General features: G+C 31.0%; 12 protein-coding genes. 9 read left to right on the top strand and 3 right to left on the bottom strand.

Features of this window, described 5'->3' with window-relative positions:
* The first annotated feature begins 47 nt into the window (after positions 1–47).
* Complete coding sequence (locus PZA12_RS15350) at positions 48–803, top strand: DUF438 domain-containing protein (RefSeq protein ID WP_077844284.1); 756 nt, start codon at positions 48–50, stop codon at positions 801–803.
* A gap of 157 nt (positions 804–960) precedes the next feature.
* Here the strand turns inward: PZA12_RS15350 and cooS are convergent, their stop codons facing one another.
* Positions 961–2,889, bottom strand: coding sequence for an anaerobic carbon-monoxide dehydrogenase catalytic subunit (gene cooS / locus PZA12_RS15345; RefSeq protein WP_077844283.1), 1,929 nt, complete (start codon positions 2,887–2,889; stop codon positions 961–963).
* A 315-nt stretch (positions 2,890–3,204) separates the two neighbouring features.
* Between cooS and PZA12_RS15340 the strand changes: the two genes are divergently transcribed.
* The 3 genes from PZA12_RS15340 to PZA12_RS15330 all read left to right on the top strand — a co-directional run bounded on the left by PZA12_RS15340 (position 3,205) and on the right by PZA12_RS15330 (position 6,210).
* Entirely contained in the window at positions 3,205–3,438 is a 234-nt protein-coding gene (locus tag PZA12_RS15340; RefSeq protein WP_077844282.1) for a DUF2249 domain-containing protein, read from the top strand.
* Between the two features lie 117 nt (positions 3,439–3,555).
* On the top strand, positions 3,556–4,779 hold the full coding sequence (locus PZA12_RS15335) for an NAD(P)/FAD-dependent oxidoreductase (RefSeq protein ID WP_077844281.1): 1,224 nt from the start codon (positions 3,556–3,558) through the stop codon (positions 4,777–4,779).
* Positions 4,780–5,019: 240 nt separating this feature from the next.
* Positions 5,020–6,210 carry a flavodoxin domain-containing protein gene (locus PZA12_RS15330; RefSeq protein ID WP_077844280.1) on the top strand — a complete coding sequence of 397 codons (1,191 nt, stop codon included), beginning with the start codon at positions 5,020–5,022 and terminating at the stop codon, positions 6,208–6,210.
* Positions 6,211–6,406: 196 nt separating this feature from the next.
* Here PZA12_RS15330 and PZA12_RS15325 read toward each other — a convergent pair whose 3' ends face one another.
* Positions 6,407–7,639, bottom strand: a complete 1,233-nt coding sequence (locus PZA12_RS15325) for an FprA family A-type flavoprotein (RefSeq protein ID WP_077844279.1) — start codon at positions 7,637–7,639, stop codon at positions 6,407–6,409.
* Positions 7,640–7,909: 270 nt separating this feature from the next.
* On the opposite strand from PZA12_RS15325, the gene PZA12_RS15320 reads away from it, so the two are divergent.
* Positions 7,910–8,623, top strand: a complete 714-nt coding sequence (locus tag PZA12_RS15320; RefSeq protein WP_077844278.1) for a Crp/Fnr family transcriptional regulator — start codon at positions 7,910–7,912, stop codon at positions 8,621–8,623.
* A 147-nt stretch (positions 8,624–8,770) separates the two neighbouring features.
* On the opposite strand, the gene hcp is transcribed toward PZA12_RS15320, so the two are convergent.
* Entirely contained in the window at positions 8,771–10,417 is a 1,647-nt protein-coding gene (gene hcp, locus PZA12_RS15315; protein ID WP_077844277.1) for a hydroxylamine reductase, read from the bottom strand.
* 446 nt (positions 10,418–10,863) lie between these two features.
* On the opposite strand from hcp, the gene PZA12_RS15310 reads away from it, so the two are divergent.
* From PZA12_RS15310 to PZA12_RS15295, 4 genes are all read left to right on the top strand, one after another.
* The gene (locus tag PZA12_RS15310) at positions 10,864–11,739 is read left to right on the top strand and encodes a hydrogenase small subunit (RefSeq protein WP_077844276.1); all 876 of its coding nucleotides are present in this window, start codon (positions 10,864–10,866) and stop codon (positions 11,737–11,739) included.
* A gap of 70 nt (positions 11,740–11,809) precedes the next feature.
* On the top strand, positions 11,810–13,201 hold the full coding sequence (locus tag PZA12_RS15305; protein WP_078116247.1) for a nickel-dependent hydrogenase large subunit: 1,392 nt from the start codon (positions 11,810–11,812) through the stop codon (positions 13,199–13,201).
* Positions 13,202–13,355: 154 nt separating this feature from the next.
* On the top strand, positions 13,356–13,502 hold the full coding sequence (locus tag PZA12_RS15300) for a hypothetical protein (RefSeq protein WP_161223037.1): 147 nt from the start codon (positions 13,356–13,358) through the stop codon (positions 13,500–13,502).
* Positions 13,503–13,522: 20 nt separating this feature from the next.
* Positions 13,523–13,996, top strand: coding sequence for a hydrogenase maturation protease (locus PZA12_RS15295; protein ID WP_078116248.1), 474 nt, complete (start codon positions 13,523–13,525; stop codon positions 13,994–13,996).

Genomic DNA, 13,996 nt, shown 5'->3' with positions numbered 1-13,996 from the left:
TATAGAATGAACATATAAATAATAAAGGTATGTAGGAGGAATTTAAAATGAATACTACAAAAATTAAAGAGTTAACAGATGTTTTGGAAAAATTAAACAAACATGGAGTTTCAGATGAACTAAGAAAAGAAGCTTTAGAAATTGTTTCAGATATAAATCCAATTGAGTTATCAATTGCAGAACAAAATTTAATAGAAAAAGGAATGAATCCGCAAGATCTAAGGCATCTTTGTGATATTCACATGGAAGTCTTAAAGGATGAACTTGATAAAATTAAAACAAAAATTAAACCAGGACATGTTGTTGATACATTTATTATTGAGCATGAGAAAATCCTTGGATTTTTAACAGAACTTGAGGAGATTAATTCGAGAATTCAAAAATCAGATAATTATGATAGCTGCGCAAAAGAATTCGATTCATTGAAAACTGTTATTGATAACATTTTGGATGCAGAAAAGCATCATTTAAGAGAAGAGCAAGTTTTATTTTCAGAGATGGAAGAGAGAAAGATTACTGGTCCAACTAGAATAATGAGAATGGAACATGATGATTTAAGAGGGAAGAAGAAGTCCTTAAAAGCAATAGCTGAAAATGCTTCTAAATCTGAGTTTAAGGAAGTAAAAGAAAAAGTAGATGATACATCAAAGTATATAGTATTTAACTTAAGAGATCACATATTTAAGGAAAATTATATTTTATACCCTACAGCAATAGAAGCTATAAAAGATAATGAAATATGGGATGATATGAAAAGTAGATGTGATGAAATAGGATATTGCAGTTTTACTCCTAAAGAGTAATGTTTTATGCGATATTTCAGAATGTAGATTTTATTAATAATGAAAATCTTAATAAGTAGAACTTTCTTTGAATATTTTAAATAGTTAAAGGAAGTTCTACTTATTGTTAGTTTAGAGGATTAATTATTAATTTAATGAATCTTATTTACAAAATATATTAGCTTAATCCCATACCTTTTCTTTTTGCAATAATATGAGCTTCGATATTTTCAGCTACTTCAACAGGATTATCACCTAGGGCTATCTTACCACCAGTTACATCTTCTGCTTTTTCTGTTAAAAGTTCTACTAATTCAGGAGCGCCAGTCATAAAAGGAGTAGGAGATAGATGAGTATAAGTACCATAAGCTAGTGCAAAAATTCCATCTATAGTTGCTTTTTGTTCCATCCATTCTGGAGCAGTAACGGCTATTGGAAGTTCTGATACATCAACATCTAAGTGATCTGCAAGAGCAGTAACTAGCATTGAAATTCTGCCAGTATCAGTACAAGTTCCGAAACTTAATACTGGAGGTATTTTTAGCATATTACATACTTCTTTTAAACCTTCTCCTGCCATTTCATTTGCGGCTTCAACAGTACATAGACCCGCTACTTCAAGAGCATGATTTCCGCATCCACCACTAACAACTAATATATCCCTTTTTATAAGCTCTTTTGTAAGATTTATAGTCATGGAATCTTGAGGTCCATTTCTTAAAGTTGAGCAATTTGCAAGAGCTACAACTCCTTTGATCTTTCCGGCAGCAATAACATCCACTAAAGGTTCAATTTTATTTCCAAGTGCACCTAAAACAGCTTCAGTTGAAAAACCAGCTATAGCTTTTTGAGTTTTCTTTGGAACTAAAGGTTCAATTTTTCTTTCTTTTCTCTTTTTAAAGTTTTCAATGGCAAGTTCAATTAATTTATCTGCCATCTTATCAACTTCTGAAGGTTCATAAGGAATCTTATGTTCAATACCAGGTAAATCAATTATAGTACTTACAGACACTAAAGTGACTTGGTATTTTTCTGCGTACATATCTATGGCTGGAGGTGAACAATTTTCTTCCATTGCAAACACGTCAACAGTACCAGTAGCAAGTAATGGTTCTATAGTAAGCCAATTACCCATGTGACCTACAAAAACTTCATCCATCTCAAATCTTTGAAGTAATTCTTGACCTGTTTCTATAGAACCAACTATTCTAAGTCCTTTTGCACCTGCAGCTTTTGCCATGTTTTGAACTTCAGCAGATCTTGCTTTTAAAAGAGTTGCAACTCCAGGCCAAGGTTGATGCCCGTTAAATACTACATTTACATAGTCTGGGTCCATAATTCCTAAATCCATATTGACTTCATGTGGTTTTGGAGTTCCAAATAGTATATCTTGAACCATTTCAAGCCCTATTTGAGTATTGTAAATTGTAGCGATTCCAAGTCTAAGTGACTTCATGGCTAGAGAAACATGACTTCCATCTACGTTTGTAAGGCAGCTAGCCACACAGTTTTGCTCTTCATGTACTGTACCAGCTGGATATATAGCTAACTTTTTCCATATTTCTTTTCTTTTCTTAGGTGCGAAAGCCTCAACCATAATATTTTTATCTTCCGCATCTATCTTTTGCTGATCTTCAAGCAATACTGCTAAGTCGATTGCCATTTTGTTAACTTCTTGATTTGTATCGATTCCTACTTTTTCACACATCCATTTAAGTTTATCTACATCAGTAATTTTAAATGGAGTTTTTCCTTCTCCAGTAGCTTTTAAGGTTCTAAAAGCTTCATAAGCATGATGACTATATGTACCAGCCCCCATTATATTTTTTAGGAGAAAGTTTCTCATAGCCATAGCATTAGGGTCTATTCCGCAGACACCTTTTTCTTGGCCACCTTTTTCATTAATTCTACATGGACCATTTGAACAGAGTTGACAGCTTACCCCTTTAAGACAAAACGAACATCTTATCTTTTCTTGAGAAGCATATCTATCAAATACATTTGATAATTTATCATCTCTTATTCTTTTTACCATTTCCTCTACAGAATCATGATAACTTACTCTTCCGTTAAATCCTTCTAATTCTTCTAGCATTTTTTCACTCACTAAAATTTCACTCCTTTAACTTTCCTATATGAAAGAAAATTAATAGAAATACAAGCATATTATTTTCTTTCATGCGTCTATTAATATCGATATTAACTTTTCCTATTTAGGAATTAATTATGTATATAATTTTTTTGTTTACGGAGATATATTGATTGGGGAACTAATGAAAGGATACAATTAGCAAACGTATTTTTAGATATTTAAAATCTTATTTGATTCTAATCACATTTTATTTGAATAAATAAAGCTATAATGGATTAAAGAGTGAAATAAATCTTATTAACAAATAAACAAATTTAGGAGGAATTAATTATGTTAAATTATACTGCAACTGTAGATGCTAGAATATATGAACCGAAGGATAAACACCCAATGATTTTTAAAACTTTTGAGGGGCTAATTCATGGTGAGAAGATGGAACTTATAAATGATCATGACCCTAGACCACTTCATTATCAGTTTATAATTGAACTTCCGGAGCAATTTGAGTGGAAATATATTGAACAAGGGCCTGAGGTGTGGAGAGTTGCTATTACAAAGAAATAGGTTTTATATATAATTACATAGACTTAGGAGTATAATATAGCGAGCTGATAGGTATAATAAAAGGAACCTAATTAGGACATTCATATATTTTTTATGAACAAAAAAGAGGTGTTTTTCTTGGAAGAAAAGATAGTTATTATTGGTAGTGGTATTGCAGCCATTTCAGCAGCTAAAGCAATACGAGAAATAGATAAGCAAAGTGAAATTGTTATATTTGGTGAGGAAAAGTTTTATCCATACTATCGAATTAAGATTTCTAAAGGGCTTTTAGGCAATTTGGAGGAAGATAAGCTCTTAATTCAAAAAAAGAAATGGTATACGGATAATAATATTCAGGTTTATTCTGATAATAAGGTTACAGGCGTAGATACAAAAAATAAAGAAGCAATTCTTGAAAATGGAACCCGTGTGCCTTATACTAAACTGCTTTTAGCAAATGGAGCAAGTAATCTTACGCCCCCAATTAAAGGCATAGATAAGCCAGGTGTATTTAACTTAAGAACATTAGATGGAGCTTTAAAAATTTTAGAGTATTTAAATAATGTTAAGAGAGTACTTCTTATTGGAGGGGGAGTTCAGAACTTAGAAATTGCTAATATATTATCTGAATGTGGGAAAAAAGTTATTATTGCAGAATTTGCTTCACGTTTAATGCCTCGTCAGTTAGATGAATTTGCGTCAGATAAATTAAAGAAATCAATTGAAGCTCAAAATATTGAAGTAATGCTGGATACTCAAGTACAAGAAATATTTGGGGAAGAAAAGGTCAAAGGGTTTATAACTAAGTCTGGAGCGCAAGGTGCTTGTGACATGGTTATTTATTCCACTGGAATTATGCCCAATGTTTCAATTGCCCAAAATACTGATTTAGAGGTGAATAAGGGGATAGTAGTAAATAACAAAATGCAGACTAATATGAAAGATATATTTGCTGCAGGAGATGTTTCGGAATTTAACGGTAGAGTCTATGGATTATGGAGTATGGCAATGCAGCAAGGTAAAGTTGCAGGAGCGAATATATGTAATCAAGATTTAATTTTTGAACATTCAGCACCAGTAACTTCATTAAGCGCTTTTGGAATATCTGTGTTTTCAATGGGATATATTGAAGGAGATCAAGATATAGATTTATTGGTTGAAGGATCGGATAATGAACATAAGTATTATAAAATACTTATAAGTAATAATCATATAGTTGGAACTATCGTATTAGGTGACAATAAGAAATTCATGGTGATTAAAAGTCTTATAGAAAATAAAATAGAAGTTAATATTAATGAAGCAGCTAAATATTCAATAGACGAATTTATTGAGATTATTAGCAACAAAAAAGGCAATTAGAAATTTAGTTGCCTTTTGTTCTCTTTAGAATAAAGTGAAACTTTTCAGGTGGGAGGGTAACTCCACCTGAATTTTGTTGAATTTATACACACAGGGTGAGCATCATTATAATACTATATTTTTAAATTTTAGTACTGCAAGTTCTAAGTATAATCTATCAGAAAATTACGTATATTAAGAGTTGAATTATACATTTTATAGAACTTATGAAGTAGAATTTAACAAATGGGAGGAATTAGTATGAAGGAACTTAGAGATGGAGTATATTGGGTTGGCGCCACCGATTGGAAAGTAAGGCATATTCATGGAAATGAATTATCTACCCATAGAGGAAGTACATATAATTCATACCTTATTAAAGATGAAAAAACGGTTCTTATAGATACTGTATGGGAGCCTTTAACAGAGATGTTTCTTGAAAATTTGAGAGAGGTAACTGATATATCTAAGATTGATTATGTTGTTATGAACCATGGGGAACCTGATCATTCAGGAGCGTTACCTGCATTAATGGAGTATATTCCTAATGCAACAGTTTTTGTTTCGAAAAAAGGTTTAGAGTCAATACAGAAGCATTATCATAAGGAGTGGAATTTTAAGGTCGTTTCAACAGGGGAGAAAATAAATATAGGTAAAAATAATCTTGTATTTATAGAAGCTCCTATGCTTCACTGGCCTGATAGTATGTTTACATATCTTACTGGAGAAAATATATTGTTTTCTAATGATGCATTTGGACAGCATTATGCATCTTCGAGCATTTTTAATGATGAAGTAGATGAAACAGAAGTTAATCAGGAAGCTCTTAAATATTACGCAAACATACTTACTCCTTTTAGTAAACTGGTTACAAAAAAAATAGATGAACTTAAAAAACTTGGAGTACCTGTAGATATGATAGCTCCAGCTCATGGCATCATTTGGAGAAAAGATCCAATGATGATAGTGGAGAAATATTATGAGTGGGCAGCCGGAAAATCAAATAAAAGTGTAGTGGTTGCATATAACTCAATGTGGGGGGCTACTCATAAAATGGCTGAATTTATAGGCAAAGGCCTAGGAGAAGCAGGGGTAGAATATAAAATATTTAATGTCGCTACTTCAGATAAAAGCGATATATTAGCCGAAGTTTTTAAATCAAAGGGAATAATACTAGGATCATCAACAGTTAATAATGGAATTTTAACTTCTTTATTACCTCTTATTGAAGACTTAATTGGATTGAAGTTTAATGAGAAAGTAGGTGCAGCTTTTGGAAGTTATGGATGGGGGGGAGAATCAACAGATATTCTTACAAACTATTTAACAAAGGCTAAAATTAAAGTTGTTGAAGATGGATTAAAGTTTAAATATATGCCAAATGATGACGAACTTGAAGCGTGCATAGCCTTTGGAAAGAATTTTGGTCAGAAAGTGTTAGAAGAATTTTAAATATTAATAATAGTTTGCTTAAATAGTTGGTGAGACACATATGCTAAGCAAATAAATGTTATATTTAATATCAAAAGGATCTTAGGAAAGAAAGGCTGTTTTGTGCCTAATCTCACAAGATCCTTTTGATGTAGATTATAGATGAAAAATATCTACGGCAACTTTGGGCACTTTATTTCTTTTCAGGTGCATTATTTTAAATTGTACTAAACAATAAATCACTAGTATAAGTAACTATTCTATCAATGCTCTTTAGGTTGTCTTCTTTTGATGAAAATCTAATTCTTAGAGGTAATTCTATATCAGTCATACCAGTAGATTTAATTATATCAGAAGTATTTAATGATCTTAAATTAGTTTTATTTAAATAGTCTTGTATAACCTCTATAGCCTCTCCACTCCAGCCATAAGAACCAAATGCTGCGCCTAGCTTGTTTTCTAAGTTTAGAGTTTTAAGATTTTTTAGTACCTCTTCCATATTTCCAATCATGTCACCATATTTAGTTGAGCTGCCAAAGAAGATTGCGTCAGCTTCATTAATAGCATTCATTATATTATCCATTGGATCTTTATTTACATCAATAAGCTCTGAAGTTATATTTTGCTCTTCAAACTTTTCTTTAAAAATATTTGCAATCTTTTTTGTATTCCCTGTCATAGTAGAGTATAGAATAAGTGCTTTTTTATCTAGCTCTGTATTTTTGCTCATATTATCATAAATATCTATAAAGCTTTGGACTTCATCTCTAATAATAAATCCATGAGAAGGAGCTATCATCTTTATATCTAAATCTTTGATTTTTTCAATCATTTCTTGAACATATCTTCTGTGAGGATGCATTATCAATTTATAATAAGTAATAAAGTCTTCCTTTATGTCTACTTGAGCTAAGTCATTGAAGTATTCATAATTGGCTACATGAGTACTGAAAATATCACAAGGGAATAAAATTTTATTATCTTCGCAATAAGTTATCATAGTTTCTTCAGTATGAAGATATGGTGTTTGTATAAATTTAAGAATTTTACCTCCTATATCTAAAGTATCACCATCACTTACAACTAAAAATTCTCTATTATGAAGCCTGTACATCTCTTTAAGTTCATTTACAGCTGGCTCTGTGCATACAATTACAGCATTTTTTGCTTTGGCTGCTAAGCTTCCAAGGGCACCAGAATGATCAGGTTCTGTATGATTAATTACAATATATTTAATTTTATCAAGTTCAATCTTATTATTTAAGTTTTGTACAAATTCTCTTCCAAAACTCATATCAACAGTATCAATTACTGTAGGCTTTTCTGTCATTAATAAATAACTGTTATAAGTAGTTCCTTTAGTTAAAGTCAATCTATGAAAAGGCACATCTCTATCATCTACCTTACCAACCCAAAATATATTTTTACCTAGCATAATGTTTTGTTCCATAATATAAAACCTCCATAATTTTTATTTATTTTTATATTTCAATTAATTTTCTATGTTGTTGTCTTTCGATGTTTTTATTGTATACCTATCTCAATTATAAAAATATGATTCAAATCAAAATATTAAGATTAAGTTTTTATGAGTTTTTCATTATAATAATACTAAGGAGGATATTGTTTAAGTGGTTTTAGTTAGGATTAAATATACAAGTGACACAACTTAAAGTAAGATATTATTTGGAGATATATCTTATATGTAGGAGGATTTGTTATGAATATTCACTGTGGTAATTGCTGCAATAATTGCAGAGGAGGACTTTGTGCTAGTAAGGTTCCAATATTTGAAAATTTAAATAGAGACGAATTAGTGGAGATTGTAAATAGAATTAATCATAAAGAATTTAGTAAAGGCGGTGTTATTTTTAATGAAGGTAATATAGCTAATACACTTTATTTTATAAATGAAGGAAAAATAAAATTATATAAATATACTAAGGATGGTAAGGAACAGATACTACATATACTTTCAGAAGGAGATTTCTTTGGGGAATTAGAACTTATAAAACCATCTAAATATGGATTTAATTCTAAAGCTATAGAGGATGCTAAAATATGTACTCTTACTAAGGAGGAAATGAAAGATATAATGATGAAGAATCCTGAGATTGGAATAAAGGTATTAGAAACAGTAGGGGAAAGATTATCAAAAGTTGAAAATCTTGTTCAGAATTTAGCAACTAACGATGTTGACTCAAGAATGGCTTATTTAATTATAGAGCTTATGGAGAAGTATGGAGAAAATGTTGACGGTAATATTTCTGTAAAACTACCCATATCAAGGGAAGATATGGCTAATTATATTGGGGTGACGAGGGAAACCATAAGCAGGAAATTAAAAAAATTAGAAGATGAAAATTTAATAAAAATAATAGGAACAAAAACAATAATCATTATAGATGAAGAAGGTTTGAGGAATTATATATAACATAAGTTGTTGGAAAACTAATTGCAAAGTCCGAATAACAAAAACCATGCAATAAGATGATTTATATCACTTATTGCATGGTTTTTAATTTTATACAGTGGTTTCATGCATTTTACAATAGAACAATTTATTGTCCAAATTTAAAGTTTAGCCTAATATTTGTTTTAAATCCTCATCAGGAGTACTGATTGGTTTAAGATCGAAATTATCAACTAAGAAATTTAATACATTAGGAGTTAAGAAAGCAGGTAAGCTTGGCCCGATATACATTCCTTTTACGCCTAAAGAAAGTAGCGCTAGTAAATCACATACAGCTTTTTGTTCATACCAAGACAATACTATTGATAAAGGTAGATCATTAACTGTGCAGTTAAATGCATCAGCTAAAGCTAAAGCTATTCTAACTGCTGAGTATGCATCATTACATTGTCCAACATCAAGCAATCTTGGAAGTCCTGCAACTTCACCAAATTGTAATTTGTTGAAACGATATTTTCCACACGCTAAAGTAAGAATAATACAGTCCTTTGGAATTTTTTCAGCAAACTCTGTATAATAATTTCTTCCAGGCTTTGCACCATCACATCCACCAATTAAGAAGAAGTGCTTAACTTTTCCGTCTTTAACTGCATTAATAATTGTTTCAGCATGACTTAATGTAGCTTTATGCCCAAAGCCTACTAAGATTTCTTTGACTTCTTCGTCTTCTGTGAAACCACCAAGTTCAAGAGCTTTATTTATTATTTCAGAGAAATCCTTATATCCATTTTCATCTTTTTCAATATGTTTAATACCATCAAATCCAACAACACTTGTTGAGAATATTCTATCTATATAAGAATCTTTTGGTCTCATTAAGCAGTTTGTTGTCATTAAAATACAACCAGGTATATTATCAAATTCTTTTTGTTGATTTTGCCATGCACTTCCGAAATTACCTACTAAATGAGGATATTTATTTAATTCAGGATATCCATGTGAAGGTAACATTTCTCCATGAGTATAAATATTTATTCCTTTACCCTCAGTCTGCTCAAGTAACATTTCTAGATCTCTTAAATCATGTCCAGATACTACTATGAATGGACCTTTTTTAATATTTACATTAACTTTTGTAGGTAATGGAGAGCTATAAGTAGTATTATTAGCAGTATCTAAAACTTCCATAATCTTAACACTCATAGTACCTGTTTCCATTGCAAGTTTAATCAAATCTTCAAGAGTTAAACTATCATCAGCTAAAGCTGCTAAAGCCTTAAAATAGAAGTCATTTACTTCATCGCTAGTATATTTTATAAATCTAGCTTGATGAGAATAAGCAGCAATTCCTTTTAAACCATATTTTATAGTTTCTCTAAGAGAACGAATATCTGGATCTAAGTTTTCATCGTACATTATTCCAGCCTTTTCAGCATCTTCAAGTATAGATTCTTTAGAATCACTTAGGTTGTACAATGCTTCAGGAGAGGTGATATTTTCAGATTTAACCTTTGCTCTTAAAGACTCTTTAATTTCTTGAGACTTTTTAAGTTGAATAAGGTGAGACTTAGGATCAAAATTAACATTAGTTAATGTCATAAATAAAGAATCTTCAACAAAAGAGGCTACTGATGTGTCAACCTTTTCACTTTTGCTTAAAAGTTCTTTTGCATACACACTTATTCCTTTTAATTGATAAATTAATAAATCTTGCATTGCTGCAATTTCAGGTGTTTTACCACACACACCTATTTTAGTACATCCCTTACCCCCAGCAGTTTGTTCACACTGATAACAAAACATTTTTTCTACCATAATAAAAACTCCTCTCATATTTACATAATATAATACTACGGATATATTATACAATAAATTGGATAAAAATAAAACATAATAATAAAATTTTCGAAAAAATGTAGAAATAACCATAATAAATAACAAAATTTTGTAAAAACATTGATTATAATTTAAAAAATATGGCTAATATTTTGTTGATTCTTATAGGAGAAATTCCGAAGTGATTTATTTTAATAATAATACTATCTAAAGGAATTAAATCTTATAAAGTTAAGAAGTGGGAATAGAGTGTAGCATTTTTAAATCATTACAATCATATACTTTAGCTGTAGAAATGATTGAACGTATTTGGAATCTAAAACCAGTACATAATTTAGCTTATATTAATGATAATTATTAGAGAAAATGAAAAGTTCTAATTTTTTAATAAGAGAAAGGAAGTAATAAATGATGGAGGAATTAGGTTGACAAGTGGAAAAGCATGTCCACTTACAAAAGCTAAGATTCATACGTCAAAGAGACTTGCAAATGATGTTGTAGGAATGCTAAAAGATAAAAAGACTAAAAAGATGAATGCTATATGGCTTGAGGTGACAGGATGCTCAGGAAATATAATTTCCTTACTTAATAGTGAAAATCCTGGGCTTTATGATATTTTAACTGACATGGTGAATTTTACTTATAACAACACACTTATGGGATTAGAAGGGCAGCTTGCTTTTGAAAAGTTTTTAGAAACGCTAGATACAGAGTTTATATTATTAGTGGATGGGGCAGTTTCAACAAGAGAAAAGGGGCGTTATAACATTGTAGCAAATTATAATGGGACAAATATCACAGCGTTAGAGGCAATACAACTAGCAGGCGGAAAAGCAAAGTATGTTGTGGCTGTAGGTACTTGCGCTTCCCATGGAGGAATATCGGCTGCAAAACCAAACCCTTCAGAAAGTAAAAGTGTACAGGAAGTTTTAAATCGACAAGTAATTAAACTGCCAGGTTGCCCTTGCCATCCAGATTGGATAGTAGGAACTTTAGCACATTTGATTGGTTATGGCGTACCTGAATTAGATAGTGAGGGAAGACCATTACTTTTCTATGGAGTTACAATTCATGATAATTGTACAAGGCGAGGATTTTTCGATAAAGGTATATTTGCACAAAAATTTGGAGACGAAGGCTGCATGATAAAACTAGGATGTAGAGGGCCTGTTACAAAAACTGATTGCCCAAGGAGAAAATGGAATGGATACGTTAACTGGCCTATTGGAGATAATACAAATTGTATTGGGTGTGCAAATGCACAATTCCCAGATGGAATGGAACCTTTCGTAAAGTATTAGGCACATGAAATAAAATGATGAACAATCATACTGATAAATTATTTTATTAATTATGCCATAAGGAGGAGTTATGGGCAAAACAATAACTATAGATCCAGTAACGAGAATCAGTGGCTTTTTGGAAATAAAAGCAGAAGTAGAAGGAAATACAATTGCTAAAGCAAATGCCAGTGGACTACTTTTCAGGGGATTTGAAAAAATGTTAATAGGAAGGTCACCTTTAGATGCTGTATATTTTACAGAGAGAATTTGTGGAATATGCTCTACAGCTCATTCAATGGCTTCTACTTTAGCATTAGAAGATGCATTAAAAGTAACTGTTAGCCTAAATGATAATTATATTCGAGATATTTTACATGGTTTTGAGTTTATACAAAATCATTTAAGACATTTTTACCTTTTGTCTATGCCAAGCTATGTAAAGATATCAAACATAAAACTAATAGAAGAACAACAATATACTGATTACAGATTACCAGATAAAATAAACAAAAAAATAGAAGAGGATTATGTAAAAAGTATTGAACTCAGCAGATTAGCTCATGAAGGATTAGCACTTCTAGGAGGAAAAGCTCCTCATAACCATGGGATTTTTGTAGGTGGAGTTACTGTGAATATAGACGCATATAAGCTAGAAAAGGTAAAAAGTATTATTAGAAAAATAGAATCTTTTGTAAAGAATATAATGATAGAAGATGTAGAGATTATTTCGAAATATTACTCTGACTATTTTAAAAAAGGACAATCTTATCCATATTTTATGACTTATGGAGTATTTGATAAATATGAAGATCCTGAGATTACTTATGTTAAGCCAGGAGTAATGAAGGATAATGTAAAATATCCTTTAGAGCCAGATAAAATCACAGAGCAAATCCATTATTCGTGGTATAAAAGGGACGAAGGATTGGAAGAAGTAGATTTATCTAAGTTAGATGCGTACACTTTTATAAAAGCTCCTCGTTATTTAGGACTTCCTATGGAGGCTGGTCCTTTAGCAAGATTAATAGTAAGTGGACAATACACAAATGGACATTCATGTATGGATAGAAATATTGCAAGGGTATTGGAAACAGAGAAGATTATAGGGATAATGAATAAGCTCATTGAAAGGGTAGAACTAAAACCTAACAATCAAAAAACTTATAATATTCCAGAAAAAGCTTATGGTGTAGGTTTAACTGATACTACTAGAGGTGCTCTTGGTCATTGGATCGAAATAGATAAAAATGTTATTAATCATTATAATATCATAACACCAACCGTATGGAATTTATCACCTAAGGATGAGTCAAATCTTCCTGGAACTATAGAAAGAGCCTTGATTGGAACTAAGCTAAACAATATTAAAGAGCCTATAGAAATTGGTCGTATTGTTAGATCATTTGATCCATGTGTATCTTGTGCAACTCATTTGATTGGATCATCAGGTGATACAGAAATAGTAGAGGTTTTGGTTTAAAAATATATGCATAGATAAACAAGTTAAAAAGCATACTTATGTGATAACTCGCCGAAAGAATGAATACTCTGTTGTTTCGGTTGCTGGAGAATACAGCTGTGGATTTCTAATAGCAGAAGTTGCACCCACTGTTGCATGCTCCTGAGGGAAGCTCATGACAAGCAACAGTGGAACAACTTCTGCTAAAGAAATACCTACAGCTATATTCTCAGATGCAACACTACACAAAAGAGTATTCATTCTTTCTAGTGTGGAATACATTTTAAAGTATAAATTTGGATTGAAATTCGTTTATTTATAGAAAGTGGAGAAATATATATTATGGTAAACTCTAATATTAAAGTGATTGCTATTGGAAATGTTTTAATGAGGGATGATGGTATAGGAATTGAAGTGGCAAAAAAGATAGAAAAAAAGCTTTTAGAAAAGAATATTAAAGTTATTTATGGAGAAACCGATGTTCAATACAGTATTGCCAGTGTAAAAGAAGATGACTATATATTTATTTTGGATGCTGCATATTATGGAAAAAGTCCAGGTGAAATCACTTGTTTGCAGTTAGATAATTTTGTTTCTAAGAAAAAGGGATATTCCCAGCATAGTTATAATTTCTTGGATTTATTAAAACTTTTTTATCCAGGTACTAAAGGGCAAATTTATGGAATCGAAGTTAATGATGTTGGAATTGGCTTGGGATTGAGCGAAGAATTACAAGAGAAATTAGAAGGGATTTCTAAAAAGATTTTAGATGAAATAGAATTATATGTACTTAAGTTACAGTCAAAAAATAAATGA

The organism is Clostridium beijerinckii, assembly GCF_036699995.1.
GTDB classification, from domain to species: Bacteria; Bacillota; Clostridia; order Clostridiales; family Clostridiaceae; genus Clostridium; species Clostridium helianthi.
Note: the sequence above shows the minus strand (reverse complement) of the source record. Positions and strands in the feature narration are given on the sequence as shown.